Here is a 19,530-nt window from a genome sequence, read left to right as displayed (position 1 = left end):
GGCAGCGCCTACTGCTGGTAGGCCGGGTGGTGGGCCAGGCGCTGCTCTCCGCCCGGGGTTGCTGCGGCCAGGGTGGACTGCAGCGCGTAGTACGAGGGCTTGCGGGTATAGTCCTCCCACATCACCGTTGCCTCGCCCTCGCCGCTGAAGAAGACAGGCACCCAGGAGTACTTGTCGTTGAATCCCCAGATGGTGAAGGACTTGCATCCCTCAATGTTCAGGCAGGCTTCCAAAGCACGCTGGTAGTAGCTGGCCTGCTTGGCCAGCTGTTCGGTCGTCGGCTTGGTGCCGGCCGGAACGTCCATGCGGACGTCGATCTCCGTGACGGCGGTTTCCAGGCCAAGGTCTTCGAAACGCTGAAGGTTCGCCTGGAGGTCGCCGGGGAAGCCGTAGCGGGTGCTCAGGTGGCCCTGCACGGCGAAGCCGTCCACCTTGACGCCTTTTGCCTGGAGCTTCGAAATGAGGTCCACATAGGCTGTGCTCTTTGCGTTGATGCCTTCAACGCCATAGTCGTTGAAGAAGAGCTTTGCATTCGGATCTGCTTCATGGGCCCAGCGGAAGGCATCCTCGATGATCCCCGGACCCAATTCGCGGATCCAGATGTTGTCGCTGGTACGCAGGGTGCCGTCGCCGTTGAAGATCTCGTTGGCAACATCCCACTGCTGGATCTTGCCGGCGTAGCGTCCCACCACCGTAGTGATGTGGTCCTTCAGGATGGAGCGGAGTTCATCCTCAGAAAAGCCGCCGTTCTCCAGCCAGGCGGGGTTCTGGCTGTGCCAGAACAGGGTGTGGCCGCGGACCACCTGTCCGTGCTGCTGGGCGAACTCGACGATGGCGTCCATCTCAGCGAAGCGGTACTGGTCCCGCTGGGGGTGGATGAACTCCCACTTCGCCTGGTTTTCGGGGGATACGGAGCTGAACTCGGCAGCCAGGACTTCGCGGTACTGCGCGTCGGAAGTGAACGGGTTGGCGTAGGGCATGGTGTCATGATGGCCGCCGCCGGCAACCGCGGTGCCGATCCGGACGTCGTTGGGTGCGGCCCAGCGCAGGGTGTCCTGCTTGGCAAGTCCCGGGGGCTTCGGCTGGTCGTTTTGGCCGGCCATTGCGGGCAGTGCCGTGGGGAGGACAAACGTCGACGCCAGCACGGCGGCGGCGACTAGTTGGGCAACCTTCATTAAATGCTCTCCTTTGAGGTGCTGAAGTGATCGGTCCAGGAGGTCCGATGGCGACCGACTTCCGGAAGTTTCCGGAAGTCGGTCGTTGTAGATTAGGAATATTCCGGAGAGTGCGTCAAGGGTTTCGGCAAAACTTTTGAAACCGCCCCGCCGGGCGAGGGCCTATACTTGCAGCGGACCAGGAGGAATGCGTGCAGGAGAGTCCCCGCCGGGCAGTCACAATTTCGGCCATCGCCGCCGAAGCGGGAGTATCGGTGCCCACTGTCTCCAGGGTGCTCAACGGCCGCAGCGACGTCGCCCCGCAAACCCGGGAACGCGTGGAAACGCTGCTTCGGGACTACGGGTACCAACGCCGGGGCGCGCGCCCGGAAGTACGGTCCGGCCTTATCGACCTCGTGTTCAATGACCTGGACAGCCCCTGGGCAGTGGAGATCATCCGCGGGGTGGAGGAAGCCGCCAACGAAGCCGGTGCTTCCACTGTGGTCTCCGCCATTCATCGCCAGAGCAGCCCCGCGTCCACCCGGCAGTGGCTGGACAATGTCAGTGCCAGGGCAAGTGACGGGGCCATCCTGGTCACCACCGACCTCGATTCCTTCCTCCGCGCCGAACTGCAGCGCCTCCACGTGCCGGCAGTCGTGGTGGACCCGGCCGGCGTTCCGGACTTGGATGTGCCCACGATTGGCGCCACCAACTGGACCGGAGCAGTGGGTGCTACCGAGCACCTGACCGGAATCGGCCACCGCCGCATCGGCTTTGTGGCCGGAACGCCGGGGTTATGGTGCAGCAGGGCCCGGCTGGACGGCTACCGGGCAGGCCTGGACGCGGCGGGCATTTCCTTCGATCCCGAACTCGTTATCGAGGGGGACTTCGACTACCAGTCCGGCTTCCGCGCCGGTTGCCGCCTGCTCGAGTTGGCTGAGCCGCCCTCCGCCGTCTTCGCAGCCAGCGACCAGATGGCCCTAGGCGTCTACGAAGCGGTCCGCAAGAAGGGACTCCGGGTGCCCGAGGACATCAGCGTTGTGGGCTTCGATGACCTTCCCGAGGCCCAGTGGGCCTCACCTCCGCTCACCACAGTCCGGCAGCCGCTGGCCGAGATGGGCAAACTTGCCGCCCGCACGGTACTTCGGATGCTGCAGGGCGAAGGCGCGGAGAGCCCGCGGGTGGAACTTTCCACACGGCTGATGGTCCGGGAGAGCACGGCTCCGCCGGCCGGCCGCTGACCTCCGGAAGCCGCTGCCTCCCCGCAACTACACCAGGGCCGGATAACCCTTGACGGCGCTCGCGGCGTGGACCTACGCTGAGCAAGTTCCGGAACTTACCGGAAAACTTCCATGATCCTCCCCGCCAGCCACGCGGCTCTGTGGTCCGCAAAGCAGCGGTCTTTCGTGCTTTCACGACGTGCGGCGTGCCGGCGAGGTTCATGACGACAGGAAGGAAAACAATGCACCTCCCGACGTACAACCCGGTTTCCCTGCGCAGGGCCGCACTGCCACTCGCGGCGGCTGTCCTTGCCCTCGGTGCCTCCGTCCCGGCAGGCCTCGCCGGAGCAACCCCCGCGCAGGCGGACCAGGCAACCCCGGCCATTGTCGATTCGACCCGGCATGAGGGCAAATACCTCAGCCTGACGTTCGATGACGGTCCCGACCCCGTAAGTACCCCCAAACTGCTGGCCGTCCTGGAGAAACACCACGTCAAGGCCACCTTCTGCCTGTGGGGTGACCATGTGAAGCAGTACCCCGACATCGTGCGGCAGATTGCCGCCGCCGGCCACCTGCTCTGCAACCACACCATGCACCACGACAACATGGCCACCTGGGGCCCGGAAGCCATCAAGGCTGATCTGCTGGAAACCAGCGCCGTTATCCGGGAAGCGGTGCCGGACGCAAAGATCGACTACTTCCGCGCCCCGTACGGCAGTTGGGGACAAACGCCTGAAGTGGCCGCCGAACTGGGCATGCAGCCGCTGGGCTGGCAGCTGACCATCGGCGACTGGGAGCCGCCGGGGACGCCGGAACTGGTCCGCCGTATCCGTGAGGGAATCCGGCCTGGCGGTGTTGTGCTCCTGCACGACGGCGGCGGTGACAGGACCCAGACCGTGGAAGCCGTTGACCAGGTCATCCCGGAGCTCAAGTCCGAGGGCTGGAAGTTCGACAGGCCCGCCCGCCGCGGCTGACCTGTCGCGCGGGCGGCACGGCAACGGCCCGCGCGGCGCATCAGGTGTCCGGGAATTCCGCACCCAGCGTGGACAGCACTCCATATGCCTTGGTGCGGATCTCCTCGTACTCCTCGTCCGGCACCGAGTCGGCGGTGATGGCACCGCCGACGCCGAGCGTCAGTTCCGCGGTTCCGTTCCCGTCTGCGCTGATCACCAGGGTCCGGATGGCGACGGCGAGGTCCGTTGCGCCGTTCAGCGAGAAGTATCCGATGGCGCCGGAATAGAGGCCCCGCGCTTCGCCTTCCAGCTGGTCGAGGAGGGCCATGGTGCTGATTTTGGGCGCGCCGGTCATCGAGCCCGCCGGGAAGCAGGCGGCAACTGCCTCCGCCCGGGACGATCCGGGCAGGAGGCGGGCGTCAATGGTGCTGACCATCTGGTGCACGGTGGCGTAGCTCTCGATGGCGCAGAGCCGGCTAACCGTGACGGAACCTGGAGCGGCGAAATGGCTGAGGTCGTTCCGCAGCAGGTCGACAATCATGATGTTCTCCGCGCGGTCCTTCAATGACGTGGCCAGATCGGTGCGCAGCTGTGCATCCTCGGCCGGATCAGCAGCCCGGCGCCTGGTGCCCTTGATCGGTTCGGCGCGCATGCCGCCGTCGGACGCTATCTTGAGGAACCGCTCGGGGGAGGTGCTCGCCACCGTGACGTTGCCCAGCCGGAGGAAGCTCGCGAAGGGTGCGGGGTTCCTCCGGCGAAGCGCCAGGTACGTGCTCCAGGGGTCCAAGGTGTCGGCCGGCACGCGGGCTGACAGTGTTGTGGTCAGACAGACCTCGTAGGTGTTTCCCTCGGCGATCTCGTGTTGGGCAGCGGCAATCTTTTCCCGATATTCCGCGCCTGTGTCGCGGCTTTGAAAGGCAGGCGCTGCAGGGAGTACGACGCCGGTGCTGCCGCCGGGAGGGGTTTCTTCTTGCCGTTGCGCCGCGTCTTCGACGGCCGCTGCCGCGGCGTCCAGCCAGTCCTCCGCGTCCGGAGCCTCCAGGGCGAGGAGCCAGGCCGTGCCCTCGGAGTGGTCCAGGACCACGGCCCTACCTGCGAAGATCAGCGCGGCGTCAGGGGTGGGTGCAGGCAGGTCGGTGCCGCCGGTTTCGCGCTTGAGCTCATAGCCCAGGCACCCCAGCCAGCCCAGTGTGAAGTGGCCCGGGTAGCCTTCGGGCGCGCGGACCGCCCGGCAGCCCCAAACGGTGTCGAGCCACCGGAAGAACGGCCCGTTTACCCGGACTGCCGCGGAGCCCGTGCTGATCAGGCTTTTCCCGGAGCGGTGGGTCACTGCCTGGCCGAAAGTGCCGCCGTCGTCCGCCATGATGCTGAAGCGGCTGCGCGCGGCGGCTGTCTTTCCGGTCAGGTCCTCCCCGCCTGGTTGGAAACCAGCGGCAGCGGCGTTGGACGAGTCCAGCCAGACGGCGTTGGCCGAGCCGCCATAGAGGGAGCGGAACAGGGCCGGGGCGTCCGGGAGCCGGTCCAGCCGCCTTGCCCTGAGGGTGAGTCCGCGGCGGGCGGACAGTTCGGGTGCCAGGACCGGGGCCAGTGCCGGGAGGTAGGGGAGAAGTTGCAGCAGGTCGGTCACCGCGAAACCGTCTGCGAGATTGTTGACGCGGACATCCGCGTGCCGCGGGACGTCATCGCCCGCCAGCCATTCCTCTTCCTGCGCCGCCCACTGATCCCAGTAGGGTTCATACGTGTCGCCGTCGCGGTCCAGTGCCCGGGTCCGCCGCACGTCGTCCGGCGACTCGGCCCAGATCACGGCGCTCACGAGCGGACGCGCTTCCGCCGCTGCCGCCCCCACTCCCTCCACGATGACGATCTCTGCGGGCAGCGTTACCTTGGGGTCGCCGTCGTAATGTTTCTCCCAGTCCCAGCTGGTCCAAGTTGCCGCTTCCCCCCGGCTCAGCGGGCCGAGGACGGTGGAGACGTAGCGTTCGACGCCGGCCGCGAGGCCGTTCCAGCCGGGGTAGATGTCTTCGAGGTGGAAGAGGGAGACCTTGTGGTGGACGCGCAGGCGGGCCGCCAGTTCGACGGCGAGTGTGGTCTTCCCTGCGCCCGAGCGCCCGTCGACGGCGATGATGACGGGGGCTGGGCTCATGGATTAGAGCGTACCGTTATCCCTGTCGCGCTTTCATCCGGGGGTTCTTCTTGTTAATGACAAAGGTCCTGCCGCGGCGGCGGACAATTTGTGCCCCCGGGATCTTCTTCAGTGCCCGTAGTGAATTGCGTACCTTCATGGTTCTTCCTTTGTTTTGTTTTTTGGGGGTGAAACGGCGGGTGCTAGCTGGCACGCCGGAGGCCGAAGGGGTCGTGCAGGCCCTCACCGGATGCCAGTTCCTCATCGGTGAGCTCGCAGTTCCGCAGGAGCCGCTCGAACTCCTCCGGATCCAGGTCCTCTCCCGTTGCGGCAATCACGGTGGCGGCGGCAGGGGCCAATGCCCGCACCGCGGGCTGTTTCCCCGGCCGCCCCTCCGGCCAGCCGCCCACGTTTTCGAGCCAGACCCGCGGGCCGATGCCCTGGATTGCTATCCGGCATTCGGGCGCGGAGGCGACCCACAGTTGGCCCCGCAGGACGCAGCAGCCCTGGGCGAGGATGCCCAGCGCCTGGCGGAAACGTCCGGGATGCAGGGGGCGCTCAACGTGCTGGAACACGGTAGTAAACGGCGAGCCGGTGGCCTTGCCGTCCGGGCGGGGCTCCTGGATGGTCCCCGGAGCTGTCCTTGCCACGGCCTCCGCATACCGGTGCAGGCCGGGTCGGACAGCTGCGGCGCCTGGTGCAATGTCTGCGTGCGGGGCCACTTCCCGGATCAGGTGCAGGCCACGTTTCCGCCCCACGGGATCAGCCGGAACGATATCCGGTTCTGCCGGCAGGACGGTGTCCACAAACGCGAGTTCGCCGAGCAGGAATTCACCGGGTGTGCGCTCGTCATCGGCCACCGGAGTAAACCCGGACTCAAACAGCGTGTGCGGGTCCCAGATGTGGTCCTCCACCGCGTCCGGGGCGCAGGCAAGGATGGTCGAGGAAACCCGGGCCGGGCTCCTGAGGCCCCGGTCCAATGCGGAAACGGCGACCGACGCAGGCACGGCCGGAGGCAGGCCGATGATGATCGGCTGGCCCTGGTTTTCCTCGATCAACCGGTCGACGGCCGGGACCAGGTCCAGGCGGACCGCACAACTGAGGCAGCCATGCTCCAATATGGTCTCGTCCCGTTCCCGCATTATGGAGCCGCTATACACGCGGCGGATAACGAGTCCGTTTTCCAAAAGGTCGTGGAGGACCACCAGGCTTCCCGGGTGGGCTGCAGCCAGGCCCTCGCAGGCCTGCTGGCGGCAGAGGGCATCAAGGGAACTGACAACGATCAGGTGCATGCAAGCAAGAGTAATTGAGAATCATTCTCAATTACAAGCCGGGGGCGTTTCCCCTCATTAGCTTTCCTGCGGCTGAAGCTCGGAACCCCTTAGTACTGCCGCCCTGATGTGGTCCACGATGCCTGGCAGGGCGCCGCTGATCTGGCGCCATACAGTGTCGAAATCGGCCTGCCCGCCGTACCAGGGGTCCTCAATCCCCTGGTCCAGCATGTCCCGGCCCGCCACTTTGGGGTCGAAGCTGCGCAGCATGCGGATCTTTTCCAGTGACTCGCGGTCCGGGGCCGCCTCGCTCAGCCAGGCGTAGTGATCGACGTCCAGCGCCAGGATCAGGTCCCGTTCGCGGAACCAGTCGGGAACCCATTCCCGGGCAATGTGAAGCTCGGAAGCCAGGTGCGCAACCGCCAGTTTGCGGGCAGCGCGGGGATCGATGGGCCGGCCCGCCTCATAACCTGTGGTTCCGGCCGAGTCCACGGCCACCATTCTGTCCAGCCCTTCGCGCTCCAGGGCTGCCCTCAGCATAAGTTCAGCCATGGGGGAGCGGCAGATGTTGCCGGTGCAGACGGCAATGACGCGGTATGGGCTCGACGCTGAGTTCATGAAAGTAAGCATGCGCGCTAATTGGCCTTGTTGGCTAGGGCGCGATTCATAAATGTTGACAGGCTTGTAAAGAAGGATGACTGTCGCCGCCATTCCCGCACTGTTGAGCCGTCGTTGAGCCGCCCGGACCGGCTAGTGGATCAGGGCAAGCAGGATTCCGACGGCCACAAACAGCACGCCAAACACTTTGCTGAGGAGCAACTGTCCACGGCTGGTCTGGGTAAAACGCTGGAAGGACCTGGCTGTGGCGGCGAAGAAGAACCACATCACCAGGATATCGATGCCCACAATGGTGGCGGTGAGCACCGCATACTGCGCGAAGAGGGGCTGTTCGGGCCGGATGAACTGCGGCATGAACGCGAGGAAGAAGACGATGGCCTTTGGGTTGAGCAGGTTGACCCACAACCCGCGCCGGAAGATCGACCAGGCCGGCTCGTTCCGCAGGGCCTCAGCCTTGTCCTCTTCAATGTCCGGCTTGCTGAGGAACTGCCGGACCCCCAGGTACACGAGGTACGCGGCGCCTGCATAGCGGATCACGTTGAAAGCGACCGGGGAGCTGGCAACCAGCACGCCCACCCCCAGGGCCACGATCACCACGTGGACCACCAGGGCTGCCTGCTGCCCAAGGATTCCCCACATCGAGCGCCGGAAACCGGCGTTCAGCGAGTTGCTCATGGTGTTGATGGCCCCTGCGCCCGGGGTGAAGCTGATCAGGGTGCCGGCGCCGGCCAGAGCCAGCCAAAGGGAAAATTGCACCTCACAATCCTACGCGGCGCACGTGCGTCTACAGCCCTCACCACAATGTGGTCATTTGGAGGCGTAAATTTCCAGGTAAGTCACCCGAAAGGTCAGCCGCATTTCCCGTGCTTTGAATGCACCCAATGGTCCATGGTGCACGGCAGGCCCAGGCGATAGCGGTCAAAATAGTAGTGGGGTCCGTTCGACATGTACCCGGCATCATCGAGGCCGAAATGTCCGATCATGACGAATCCACGGTGAAGGGCCAGTTCCCGCAACTCCTCCGCTTCTACGAGGACCGGTTCATGGATATCAGCGCACTCCGGCCAGCACCCGGCATGTGCGATCGCAAAGTACCGCGTCGAGTCCTGATCCAAATGACCCAGGATGGTGTCGTAATGGGGTTTGAGCCTCCCGTCGAATTGGCAGCTGACAAGCTCAATATCTCCAAACTGCATGTCGGCGTCCAGCTCAATCAGGACGAGCCGGGGTAGGACTTCGCCAGCGGGAGCTATCAGCAGACGTGCAAGGAACTCGAGGTCGAAGCCTGCTTGGATGATCATGCTTCGATGCTATGGACCCGGAGTTGCAGGCGGGAGTACAAGCACAGGCTATGTGGACAAGGACTTATGCCCGGGCGATGACCTCGCCGTTGGGGATCAGGAACCAGCCGTCATCCGTGGAGCCCCAGCGGTGCCAGCCCGCCGAAATGCGGGCCAGGTCTGCAGCGTTCGCGAAGCCGTACTCCAGCGCCTGCTCGGCGAAGGCGGAGTGAAGTACCCGCTCGCCCCAGACGCGCGCCTGCCAGCGGCGCTGCTGGCCAGTGGCGTAAAGCCAGTTGCTGCTGGTGGGGGCGACGTCCGTGAAGCCTGCCGACTGGGCCCAGCTGACCAGCCGCCGGCCGGCGTCGGGCTCTGCTCCGTTCCGCCGCGCGATGCGCTGGTACAGGTCCATCCACTCGTCCAGTTCAGGAATGGCGGGATACCAGCTCATGCCGTGGAAATCGGCGTCCCGCACGGCAACGATGCCGCCCGGCTTGGCCACGCGGCGCATCTCCCGGAGAGCCTCAACCGGATCGGTAAGATGCTGCAGCACCTGGTGGGCGTGAACCACGTCGAAGGTCTCGTCCTCGAAGTCCAGGTCATAGATGTTGCCCGCCACAAACTCCACATTGGGCACCTCGCGCTCGACGGCGAGGGCCTGCGCCTGGGCGATGATGTCCGGTGAGCGGTCCAGGCCGGTGACTTTTCCGGGGCTGACAAGGGTGGCGAAATCGCAGGTGATGGTGCCCGGGCCGCAGCCGACGTCCAGGACGTCCGAGCCCGGCGTCAGGTGCGGCAGGACAAACGCGGCGGAATTCTCTGCGGTCCTGGCGGCATGGGCGCGGACCACCGATTCGTGGTGTCCGTGCGTGTAAACGTCGTCTTCAGGCTGCTGGGCACTCATAACCAAACGCTACCCCCAACCGGGCTGCATTTAACGTCGCGAAAAGCGCGTTTGTCTGGGTTAGGCGACAGTTACCTGCCTGGAAAGGTCAGGCTGGCGGGTTTGAGGTCTCGTCCCGCGCCGCCACCGTTGCTTCCACCATCGCCGTCATGAACCGGGAAACGGTCTCCAGTTCATCCTCGGAGAAGCTGGCCATGGCGGTCCCCATGTGGCGTGCGAGCGGGCCGAAGATGGCGCCGCCCTCCTGGTATGCCTTGGGCGTCATCTTGAGCTGGACCTGCCTCCGGTCCGAGGTGCCGCGCTCGCGGACCACGTGGCCCGCGCTGTCCAGCCTATCGATCAAGGCGGTGGTGGCCGGCGAACTCAGGTGCAGCTCCTTGCGGAGGACCCCGGGCGTGACCACGCTGCCCTTGGCCGTGTGCCGCATGATGACGGCCAGGGCGTTCAGGTCCGTCCGGTGCATGTCTTTCCGGCCCCCGGCCGCATCGACGTACCGGTTGGCTTCGATCGTGAAGTCCTGAAGGAGCCGGACCAGGGGGTGGGGGCCGCCATTGGGTACTGGGCCTGCGGGAGGAGCCTGCACGCCGGAGGGTTCCTTGCCTGCCATGCCCACCTCCTCCATTCTTCTGCACTCACCCGCACCGGATCTGCCGGACCGTCCTGACGGATATTACTTCAGCAGCCCGGCGCCCCGCGTACCGGTGAAGCACAAAACAAAAGCTTGACTGGCACTTATCTCCATTATGGAGATACTCTGTTGTGGAACAAGTCTACGCCCCTGTCCCCTCCGGAAGGCATCATGAAACATCACACCGCTGGCAAGGAACGTGTCCCGTTCTGGCTGCGCTGGCGCCTCCCTGTCATCCTGGTGCTCACCTGGCTTGCGATCGCGGGCGTAGGCGGACCCACCTTTGGACGGCTGGAGGAAGTGTCCTCGAATGACCAGGCCTCGTTCCTGCCGGCAAGTGCCGAGGCAACGGCTGCGCAGGACTGGCAGGCAAAGTTCCGGGATTCGGACGAGGTTCCCGGCGTCATCGTTATTGAAAGCGGCGCACCTTTCACCCCGGCCCAGTTGGGCGAAGTGGCCGGCCTCCGGACGGAACTGGAAGAGCTGAAACTGGGCAGCGCCGTCGTCGGGCCTATTCCGTCCGACGACGGCAAAGCGGTCCAGTTCATCGTCCCGGTGAATGAATCGACGGAAATCAAGGAAGCCGTCCAGGAGCTGCGGGACGCGGTGGCTGAAGCGGCGCCTGCCGGGATGCAGGCCTTCGTCACCGGCCCCGCAGGCCTGGCGGCCGACCTCACCGCGGCGTTCGCCGGCATTGACGGGATCCTGCTGCTGGTGGCGCTGGCCGCAGTGTTCCTGATCCTGCTGGTCGTTTACCGCTCCCTGCTCCTGCCCATCATGGTCCTCCTGACGTCCGTCTTTGCGCTGTGCGCCGCCATCCTCCTGGTCTTCGGAATGGCCAAGGCCGGCTGGATCCAGCTGAACGGCCAGAGCCAGGGCATCCTCTCCATCCTGGTGATCGGCGCCGCTACGGACTATGCCCTGCTGTATGTGGCGCGCTTCCGCGAGGCGCTGACACACACCACCAACCGCACCGGGGCCGTCCTGACAGCCTGGAAAGCATCCTTCGAGCCCATCCTGGCCTCGGGCGCCACGGTGATCATTGCCCTGCTGTGCCTCCTCTTCTCGGACCTCAACTCCAATAAGGCGCTCGGTCCCGTGGCCGCGGCGGGCATCCTCTGCTCGCTGTTCGCCGCGCTGACCCTCCTGCCCGCCCTGATGGCGCTCCTGGGCCGTGCAGCCTTCTGGCCATTCCGCCCCAAGCTGGTGCCCGCCGAGGAGCGCGAACCGGAACTGGTCACCGGGCTGGAAGGCCAAAAGGGGCTGTGGCGCGCCACCGGCTCCCTGGTGTCGCGGAGGCCGCGGACTATCTGGGTTGCCTCGGTCCTGTTGCTCGTGGCGGCCTCGGCCGGCGTCCTGCAGCTCAAGGCCAACGGCGTGCCGCAGACGGACGTGATCCTCTCCGCCTCCAATGCTGTTGACGGCCAGGACGCCCTGGCGCGCCACTTCGACGCCGGCAGCGGCAGCCCCGCCGTCGTGGTGGCGGACCAGGGCAAGGCCCAGGAGGTCCTAAACAGCGTGAAGGCGGCCGACGGCGTGGGCGAGGCCTATCTGCTGGCTGAGGGCAGTGTGCCCATCACCGGGGCCCCGGGCACTCCCAGCGAGCCGGACGTCCGCGAGGGCAGGGTGCTGATCAATGCCACCCTGAGCTCTGCCGCTGATTCACTGGAAGCCGAGGAAGCCGTCAAGGCCCTCCGCAACGACGTTAAGGCCGTGGACCCCGGGGCGCTGGTGGGTGGCGTCACGGCCACCGCATTGGACACCAACACCACGGCCCAGCGCGACCTGGTGATCATCATCCCGGTGGTCCTGGTGGTGATCCTCTTCATCCTGATGCTGCTGCTGCGCTCGGTGGTGGCCCCGGTCCTGCTGGTGCTCTCCGTGGTGCTGTCCTACGCCGCAGCCATGGGCGTGTCAGCGTTGGTCTTCAACAACATCCTGGGCTTCCCCGGCGCCGACGCCACCGTTCCGCTGTTCGGTTTTGTGTTCCTGGTGGCGCTGGGCGTGGACTACAACATCTTCCTGATGAGCCGGGTCCGCGAGGAGTCCCTGAAGCACGGCACCCGCCCCGGCATCCTCCGCGGCCTGGGCGTCACCGGCGGGGTCATCACCTCGGCCGGTGTGGTGCTGGCCGCGACGTTCGCCGCTTTGGGGGTCATCCCCATCATGTTCCTGGTGCAGCTGGCCTTCATTGTGGCTTTCGGCGTGCTGTTAGACACCGTGCTGGTGCGTTCTCTGCTGGTGCCTGCCCTGGCCTACGACATCGGCCCGAAGATCTGGTGGCCGAGCAAGCTGGGGCGGCCGGAGGCGGATACTGCTGCGCGTTCCGGCGCCGGCACCAGCCCGGAGACAGACCTGGAAGGTGCTGGCCGCCGGTAGCCGCGGGGCTTGCCGACGGTCGTATCCGGGCCCTGTTGACCGGCTCCGCTGCTCGATAAACTGCGAATGTGCCCGTATGGACGCGGAACTCGAAGGAGAGATGCCACATGAGCGAATACGACGCCTATGAGGAGCCCCGCCAGGGCAGCCCTGCCCCGGGCCTGGAAGGCGAGGGCGGGGACTACAGCGATACGGGCTCCGTGGAAAGCCCCACTGAGAACCTTGCGGACGGAGAATATCCGGACGGGGATTACGGACCTGCAGGTACCGTGGGCTCCGCACGCCAGGAGGATGCCATCCGCGAGCGGCTCACGGACGGCCAGGTCAACACCACGGCCGAAGAGCGTGGCCCCCTGCACGGCGACGGGAACGTCGAAAGGTAACCCCTGGTGCACTGACGCACGCCGACAGCAGCCCGGCGGTGGTTCTCCCGTAGCGAAACCGGAGAGCCGCCGTCGGCCTTTTTTGAGCGTAAAACCGCGGCATTCCAAGGAATGCAAAGACTCTCCGCCCTCCTGCAAGAACAGAAGTTGAGCGTACTTCACTCAACTTTGGTTGACATCGGAAGCGCCCTGAGTAAAGTTGAGTGCAGAACGCTCAATATCAGGGCGCCAGCAAGTTTCCAAGGAAAGAAGGAAGCAACACATGTCACGTGCAGTAGGTATCGACCTCGGAACCACAAACTCCGTCGTCTCCGTTCTCGAAGGTGGCGAGCCCACCGTTATTGCCAACGCCGAGGGTGGCCGCACCACGCCGTCCGTCGTTGCATTCTCCAAGTCCGGCGAGGTCCTGGTCGGCGAAATCGCCAAGCGCCAGGCCGTCAACAACATCGACCGCACCATCGCCTCGGTCAAGCGCCACATGGGCACTGACTGGAAGGTGGACATCGACGGCAAGAAGTACACCCCGCAGGAAATCTCCGCGCGTACGCTCATGAAGCTGAAGAACGACGCCGAGTCCTACCTGGGCGAAAAGGTCACCGACGCTGTGATCACCGTTCCCGCGTACTTCAACGACGCCGAGCGCCAGGCCACCAAGGAAGCCGGCGAAATCGCAGGCCTGAACGTCCTGCGCATCGTCAACGAGCCCACCGCCGCAGCACTCGCCTACGGCCTGGACAAGGGCAAGGAAGACGAACTCATCCTGGTCTTCGACCTCGGCGGCGGCACCTTCGACGTCTCCCTGCTCGAAGTCGGCAAGGACGAGGACAACTTCTCCACCATCCAGGTCCGCGCCACCGCCGGTGACAACCGCCTGGGCGGCGACGACTGGGACAACCGCGTCGTTGAGTACCTGCTGAACCAGCTGAAGGTCAAGGGCATCGACCTCTCCAAGGACAAGATCGCCCTGCAGCGCCTCCGCGAAGCTGCCGAGCAGGCCAAGAAGGAACTGTCCTCCTCCACCAGCACCAACGTCTCCCTCCAGTACCTGTCCGTCACCCCCGACGGCCCGGTCCACCTGGACGAGCAGCTGACCCGCGCCAAGTTCCAGGACCTCACCAAGGACCTGCTGGAGCGCACCAAGAAGCCGTTCCACGACGTGATCAAGGAAGCCGGCATCAAGCTCTCCGACATCAACCACATCGTGCTCGTGGGTGGCTCCACGCGTATGCCCGCTGTCTCCGAGCTGGTCAAGGAACTCGCCGGCGGCAAGGAGCCCAACAAGGGTGTAAACCCGGATGAGGTTGTGGCCGTTGGCGCAGCCCTGCAGGCCGGTGTGCTGAAGGGTGAGCGCAAGGACGTCCTGCTGATCGACGTCACCCCGCTGTCCCTCGGTATTGAAACCAAGGGTGGCGTGATGACGCACCTGATCGAGCGCAACACCGCCATCCCCACCAAGCGGTCCGAGACCTTCACCACCGCTGACGACAACCAGCCGTCCGTGGCCATCCAGGTCTTCCAGGGCGAGCGTGAGTTCACCCGCGACAACAAGCCGCTGGGCACGTTCGAGCTGACCGGCATCGCGCCGGCTCCGCGCGGCGTCCCGCAGGTTGAGGTCACCTTCGACATCGACGCCAACGGCATCGTCCACGTCTCCGCGAAGGACAAGGGCACCGGCAAGGAACAGTCCATGACCATCACCGGCGGCACCGCGCTCTCCAAGGAAGACATCGACCGCATGGTTCGTGACGCCGAGGAGCACGCAGCCGAGGACAAGGCCCGCCGCGAGGCAACCGACACCCGCAACAGCGCCGAGCAGCTCGCCTACTCCGTGGACAAGCTGATCGCCGACAACGCCGACAAGCTGCCCGAAGAGGTCAAGACCGAGGTCCAGGGCGACGTCGACGACCTCAAGAAGGCCCTCGAAGGCACCGACGACGCCGCAGTGAAGTCCGCTTTCGAGAAGCTGCAGGCTTCGCAGGGCAAGCTGGGCGAGGCCATCTACGCCCAGGCCGGTTCGCCGGACGGCGCCACCGGTGCCGCAGGCGCTGAAGGTGCAGCCGGTTCCGAAGGTGCCAAGGCTGACGAGGACATCGTCGACGCCGAGATCATCGACGAAGACGAAGCGAAGAAGTAGCCATGCCGCACCACGGTAACGAGGAAGAGCACAACTCATCCACAAACCAGGAGCGCATGGGCCAGCAGGGCAACGGACAGGAACCGGTCATCCGGGACAACCGCAAGGTTGACCCGGTGACCGGCCAGGCCCGGCACCCGGAGGGCGGCCAGTCCGCCGCCGGCGCTTCGGCCGGTGAAACGGATTCCGACGGCGACGCGCTCGCCCAGGCCGAGGAGATCCTCAACGGCATCGACGTGCCGGCCGAGGAATCCGTGGCCCAAGGGGTTCCGGCAGGCTCAGCCACCGTCGAGGCAGCCGAGCTGAAGAACGACCTCCTCCGCCTGCAGGCCGAGTACGTCAACTACCGCAAGCGCGTTGAACGCGACCGTGCCGTGGCAGGGGAGATGGCCGTCATCGGCGTCCTGAATTCCCTGCTTCCGGTCCTGGACGACGTCGACGCCGCGCGGCAGCACGGCGACCTCACCGACGGGCCCTTCGCCGCGATCGCCACCAAGCTGGAGAACGCGCTGAAGACCTACGGCCTGGTCCGCATCGACGAGACCGGCGTGGAGTTCGATCCCACGATCCACGAGGCCCTGATCCAGCAGCCCGGCGACGACATCGAGGTTGACACCGTCAGCCAGGTGCTCCGCTCAGGCTACAAGTCAGGCGAACGCGTCCTCCGGGCCGCACAGGTGATCGTCGCAGTGCCGGCTTAGTCGGGGTACTTCCGGTGCTACGCCGGATAGGGGGCGGTGCCCGCTCCGCGGTGCCCTCCACACCGCCGCCCCCTATCCGGCCTCCGCACCGGCTGGTCATCTCGCCTAAGGTGAGGTAACCACAAAGCTCGCAGCGGTACAGGGGCCCCGGGAGTGGCATCGGGCCTGCCGGAGCGTGGCGGCTGGGGTCCGCAAGGACCCAGCCGCCACGCGAAGGGGCGGGGGCCCCTGTACCGCGGAGAGCTGTTAGTTAGAAGACTTTGAAAGGAAACGCCATTGGCTAGCCAGGATTGGGTGGACAAGGACTTTTACAAGATCCTTGGTGTTGCCAAGGACGCTTCCGACGCCGATATCAAGAAGGCTTACCGGAAGCTGGCCCGCGAGCACCACCCTGATACCAACTCGGGGAACACTGCTTCCGAGAAGAAGTTCAAGGACATCTCCGAGGCCTATTCGGTGCTCTCGGATCCCGACGAGCGCCAGCAGTATGACGCCATCCGCGCCATGGGCGGCGGGGCACGCTTCGCTCCCGGCGGTGCCGGTGGCGGCAACGGCGGGTTCGAGGACATGTTCGGCGGCCTGTTCACCGGCAACACCGGCCGGCACGCGGGCGGCTTCAACCCCTCCGCCGGAGGCATCCCGCCCGAGTTCGCCGACCTGTTCGGCGGCGGCTTCGGCCAGACCGGCTTCCAGCGGGCGCCGTCAAAGGGTGCCGACCGCACCGCGTCCACGAGCATCTCGTTCTCGGGCGCCATCCGGGGCACCACCATCGGCCTGCGGGAACCCAGCGGCGAGGTCATTGATGTCCGTGTGCCCGCCGGCATCAAGGACGGCCAGAAGATCCGCGTCCGCGGCAAGGGCCAGCCCGGCCCGGCCGGCAACGGTGACCTGGTGGTCACCGTGTCCGTCAAGCCGCACGAGTTTTACACGCGCGACGGCGACAACCTCCGCATCCACGTCCCCGTCACCTTCCCGGAGGCTGCCCTGGGCGCCGACATCGAGGTGCCCACCATCGACGGCGAAAAGGTGCGGGTCCGCGTTCCGGCCGGGACGCCGTCGGGCCGTACACTGCGCGTCAAGGGCAAAGGCGTGAAGACCTCCAAGGCCACCGGCGACCTGCTGGTGACCATCGACGTCGCCGTTCCCAAGAACCTGAATAAGGAAGCCGAAGCTGCGGTCAAGGCGTTTGCCGAAGCCACGGCCGGTGCCGACGTCCGAGAGGGCCTGGCCGCCAAGGCCCGGTTGTAGGAGCGGAGGTGTTGCGTGGAGATCAATGCTGACCAGCCAATCTTCGTGATTTCGGTGGCAGCTGAGCTTGCGGACATGCACCCCCAGACGCTCCGGCAGTACGACCGGCTGGGCATCGTCTCGCCCAGCCGTGCACCCGGAAAGTCCCGCCGCTACTCGCAGCGGGACGTCAACATGCTCCGGGAGGTGCAGCGGCTGTCGCAGGAAGGCGTCTCGCTGGAAGGGATCAAGCGCATCCTGGAACTCGAAAACCAGGTGGCCGCCCTCCAGCGGCGCGTCTCCGAACTTACGGAGGAACTCACGCGCCGCCCGCAGTCCTTCGATTCCCGCATCTTCGCTGCAGGCGCGGCCGGCGATGTGGTGAGCCTGGCCCGCGGCCAGCGTCCGCGGCCCCGCTCCCAGGCAGTGGTGCTCTGGCGGCCCCGGGCCATCGGGCAATAACTGGGCACAGGGCAATAAGTACCTGATATTGGTCGCGGGTCGAAAATAGAGTACCCACTACTCGTGACCCTTCCACCCCCGGAAACTTCAATGGAACCACCGCTGGATCAGCAGTGGTTCCAAGTTTCTGGGGGTTTTCCATGTGTGGTTCCAACAAGGCCCGGCCATGAGCCCGGGGATGGAGGCGGTGTCCGCGTTCAGCGGCTCGGTCCCCGGCCAGCTCCTGCTCGCCATTGGGCAAACGATCGTGGTGGTGTGCGTCTGCTTCGACATGGTGCGGGCCCTGTCCGTCCCGAGGTCGCACCGGCGCTATGTAGCCAGCACCGTTTTCCGGACCCTGGCCATCCCGTCCATCATCGCCAACGGCCTGACGGTCCTCATCGCACTGGTGGTGGCATCCTGGATCGATGTGGTCATGGGCATGTTCGTGCTCATGGCCATCATCTTCCGGCTGCACCACGACAAGGACGAGGACAACTGGTGGAAGGGCAAGGGCAAGAAGCTCGCCCGGTGGGCCCGGCGGCAGTTTGCCGGCCGGACCGCCGCCGCCCCGGCGATGGGGTAATCCCGTCGCCAGGGCAGCACGCCGGTATTTGGCTTAGCCGTTGATGACCTGGGGTACGCCGAGGGCCTTCAGGCCTTCGACCCCGAACTCGAGGCCGTAGCCTGACTGCTTGGCGCCGCCGAAGGGGATGCGGGGGTCCACAGCGCCGTGTTTGTTGATCCACACGGTGCCGGCCTGGATGCGGGAGGCGACCTCGCGTGCCGCTGCAAGGTCCGAGGACCAGACGGAGGCGCCGAGGCCGACGTCGAGTCCATTGGCTTTTTCCACTGCTTCGTCGATGGTGCTGTAGCGGATGATCGGCAGGGCGGGGCCGAACTGTTCTTCGGCGACGAGCGGGTTGTTGTTGTCGATGTCCGCCACCAGGGTGGTGGGGTAGAAGTAGCCGGGCTGGTCGGTGTCCGGGTTTCCGCCCAGGAGTACGCGGGCGCCGGAGTCCTTGGCGGCCTCCACGAGGTTCGCGACGACGTCGTACTGTGCTTTGTTTTGCAGGGGGCCGAGGACGTTGTTCTCGTCGAGGCCGTTGCCCATGGGCATGGCTTTGGCGACGGCGGTGAGTTCTTCGCAGACGGCGTCGTAGATGTCGTTGTGGACGTAGAGGCGTTTGAGGGCGGCGCAGGTTTGGCCGGTGTTGAGGAAGGCGCCCCAGAAGATGTCTTCGGCGATGGCTTTGGGGTCGGCATCGGGCAGGACGATGCCGGCGTCGTTGCCGCCCAGTTCCAGGGTGAGGCGTTTGACGGTGTCGGCAGAGGATTTGATGATGGCGCGGCCGGCGGCGGTGGAGCCGGTGAACATGATTTTGCCGATGGCGGGGTGGTTGGTGAGGCGGGCGCCGACTTCCCGGCCGCAGGAGACTACCGACAGGATGCCGTCGGGGAGTTCTTCGTTGAGGACCTTGACCAGGGCCAGGACGGAGAGCGGAGTGTTGCCGGATGGCTTGACCACGACGGCGTTGCCCATCCGCAGGGCCGGGGCAATCTGCCAGATGGCGATCATCATGGGCCAGTTCCAGGGACCGATCGCGCCCACAACGCCGATGGGCTTGTAGTGCAACTCCGCATAGGTCTGGCCGTCATCAACAAGAGTTTCAGGCTCAAGGGGCAGCCCGGCCGTGGCGCGCAGCCACGCGACGCAGGCGCCCACCTCGAAGCGGGCGTTGGGGCCATTCAGCGGCTTGCCCTGCTCACGGGAGAGCAGCTGGGCGAGTTCCTCGGCGGAGCGTTCGACGGCGTCGGCGGCCTTGAGGAGCGCGGCGGAACGGGCGTCGTGGCCCAACGCAGCCCATGCCGGCTGCGTCTCGACGGCGGTGGCGACGGCCTGCTCGAGGTATTCGAGGCTGTGGATGGGGGCCTCACCTACCGCTTCACCCGTGGCCGGGTCCAGGATGGTCCGGGTGGGGCCGGACGTGGGGGTAATGGACGCAAGAAGCGCATCATAGGTTTCCAAGGTTTACTCCACTTCGAGTAGGCAAGGGCGCCGGCCGGGCGGCCTGGCGGGTTGCTTCCCAGTCTGGCCGAGCTTGCCGCGCGTCT

The 19,530-nt window shown here is 65.7% G+C and carries 19 protein-coding genes; 9 read left to right on the top strand and 10 right to left on the bottom strand.

The features are described 5' to 3' along the window. Positions 1-8: 8 nt before the first annotated feature. Entirely contained in the window at positions 9-1,175 is a 1,167-nt protein-coding gene (locus AC5RWA_RS10645) for an endo-1,4-beta-xylanase (protein WP_494057568.1), read from the bottom strand. A gap of 191 nt (positions 1,176-1,366) precedes the next feature. On the opposite strand from AC5RWA_RS10645, the gene AC5RWA_RS10640 reads away from it, so the two are divergent. Then, complete coding sequence (locus AC5RWA_RS10640; protein WP_494057567.1) at positions 1,367-2,395, top strand: LacI family DNA-binding transcriptional regulator; 1,029 nt, start codon at positions 1,367-1,369, stop codon at positions 2,393-2,395. Positions 2,396-2,616: 221 nt separating this feature from the next. Beyond that, positions 2,617-3,348 (top strand): polysaccharide deacetylase family protein, encoded by a 732-nt coding sequence (locus AC5RWA_RS10635; RefSeq protein WP_079595359.1) that lies wholly within the window; start codon positions 2,617-2,619, stop codon positions 3,346-3,348. 40 nt (positions 3,349-3,388) lie between these two features. On the opposite strand, the gene pabB is transcribed toward AC5RWA_RS10635, so the two are convergent. The 8 genes from pabB to AC5RWA_RS10595 all read right to left on the bottom strand — a co-directional run bounded on the left by pabB (position 3,389) and on the right by AC5RWA_RS10595 (position 10,129). Continuing rightward, positions 3,389-5,470: an aminodeoxychorismate synthase component I gene (gene pabB, locus AC5RWA_RS10630; RefSeq protein WP_494057566.1), complete on the bottom strand. Its 2,082-nt coding sequence runs from the start codon at positions 5,468-5,470 to the stop codon at positions 3,389-3,391. 16 nt (positions 5,471-5,486) lie between these two features. Then, the gene (ykgO, locus tag AC5RWA_RS10625) at positions 5,487-5,609 is read right to left on the bottom strand and encodes a type B 50S ribosomal protein L36 (RefSeq protein WP_011693081.1); all 123 of its coding nucleotides are present in this window, start codon (positions 5,607-5,609) and stop codon (positions 5,487-5,489) included. A 43-nt stretch (positions 5,610-5,652) separates the two neighbouring features. Next, on the bottom strand, positions 5,653-6,741 hold the full coding sequence (locus tag AC5RWA_RS10620; protein ID WP_494057565.1) for a GTP-binding protein: 1,089 nt from the start codon (positions 6,739-6,741) through the stop codon (positions 5,653-5,655). A gap of 57 nt (positions 6,742-6,798) precedes the next feature. Next, positions 6,799-7,338 carry a low molecular weight protein-tyrosine-phosphatase gene (locus AC5RWA_RS10615; protein ID WP_494057564.1) on the bottom strand — a complete coding sequence of 180 codons (540 nt, stop codon included), beginning with the start codon at positions 7,336-7,338 and terminating at the stop codon, positions 6,799-6,801. A 132-nt stretch (positions 7,339-7,470) separates the two neighbouring features. After that, complete coding sequence (locus AC5RWA_RS10610) at positions 7,471-8,094, bottom strand: LysE family transporter (protein WP_494057563.1); 624 nt, start codon at positions 8,092-8,094, stop codon at positions 7,471-7,473. 92 nt (positions 8,095-8,186) lie between these two features. Then, complete coding sequence (locus AC5RWA_RS10605) at positions 8,187-8,639, bottom strand: hypothetical protein (protein WP_494057562.1); 453 nt, start codon at positions 8,637-8,639, stop codon at positions 8,187-8,189. A 64-nt stretch (positions 8,640-8,703) separates the two neighbouring features. Next, a complete protein-coding gene (locus AC5RWA_RS10600; RefSeq protein WP_494057561.1) occupies positions 8,704-9,522 on the bottom strand; it encodes a methyltransferase domain-containing protein in 819 nt (272 codons plus the stop codon). Positions 9,523-9,610: 88 nt separating this feature from the next. Then, positions 9,611-10,129 carry a MarR family winged helix-turn-helix transcriptional regulator gene (locus tag AC5RWA_RS10595; protein WP_494057560.1) on the bottom strand — a complete coding sequence of 173 codons (519 nt, stop codon included), beginning with the start codon at positions 10,127-10,129 and terminating at the stop codon, positions 9,611-9,613. 192 nt (positions 10,130-10,321) lie between these two features. On the opposite strand from AC5RWA_RS10595, the gene AC5RWA_RS10590 reads away from it, so the two are divergent. From AC5RWA_RS10590 to AC5RWA_RS10560, 7 genes are all read left to right on the top strand, one after another. Beyond that, on the top strand, positions 10,322-12,529 hold the full coding sequence (locus AC5RWA_RS10590; RefSeq protein ID WP_494057559.1) for an MMPL family transporter: 2,208 nt from the start codon (positions 10,322-10,324) through the stop codon (positions 12,527-12,529). A gap of 107 nt (positions 12,530-12,636) precedes the next feature. Then, positions 12,637-12,912, top strand: coding sequence for a hypothetical protein (locus tag AC5RWA_RS10585; protein ID WP_494057558.1), 276 nt, complete (start codon positions 12,637-12,639; stop codon positions 12,910-12,912). Between the two features lie 262 nt (positions 12,913-13,174). Beyond that, positions 13,175-15,046: a molecular chaperone DnaK gene (gene dnaK, locus AC5RWA_RS10580; RefSeq protein WP_494057557.1), complete on the top strand. Its 1,872-nt coding sequence runs from the start codon at positions 13,175-13,177 to the stop codon at positions 15,044-15,046. Positions 15,047-15,048: 2 nt separating this feature from the next. Continuing rightward, on the top strand, positions 15,049-15,747 hold the full coding sequence (locus tag AC5RWA_RS10575; RefSeq protein WP_494057556.1) for a nucleotide exchange factor GrpE: 699 nt from the start codon (positions 15,049-15,051) through the stop codon (positions 15,745-15,747). Between the two features lie 276 nt (positions 15,748-16,023). After that, positions 16,024-16,995, top strand: coding sequence for a DnaJ C-terminal domain-containing protein (locus AC5RWA_RS10570; RefSeq protein WP_181884713.1), 972 nt, complete (start codon positions 16,024-16,026; stop codon positions 16,993-16,995). A gap of 15 nt (positions 16,996-17,010) precedes the next feature. Next, positions 17,011-17,436 carry a heat shock protein transcriptional repressor HspR gene (locus AC5RWA_RS10565; protein WP_079595347.1) on the top strand — a complete coding sequence of 142 codons (426 nt, stop codon included), beginning with the start codon at positions 17,011-17,013 and terminating at the stop codon, positions 17,434-17,436. Positions 17,437-17,614: 178 nt separating this feature from the next. Beyond that, positions 17,615-18,001, top strand: a complete 387-nt coding sequence (locus AC5RWA_RS10560; protein WP_079595346.1) for a hypothetical protein — start codon at positions 17,615-17,617, stop codon at positions 17,999-18,001. A 33-nt stretch (positions 18,002-18,034) separates the two neighbouring features. Here AC5RWA_RS10560 and AC5RWA_RS10555 read toward each other — a convergent pair whose 3' ends face one another. Next, on the bottom strand, positions 18,035-19,444 hold the full coding sequence (locus AC5RWA_RS10555; protein WP_494057555.1) for an aldehyde dehydrogenase family protein: 1,410 nt from the start codon (positions 19,442-19,444) through the stop codon (positions 18,035-18,037). Positions 19,445-19,530 lie beyond the last annotated feature (86 nt).

The sequence above is a fragment of the Arthrobacter sp. 210 2 genome (genome assembly GCF_059093025.1).
Note: the sequence above shows the minus strand (reverse complement) of the source record. Positions and strands in the feature narration are given on the sequence as shown.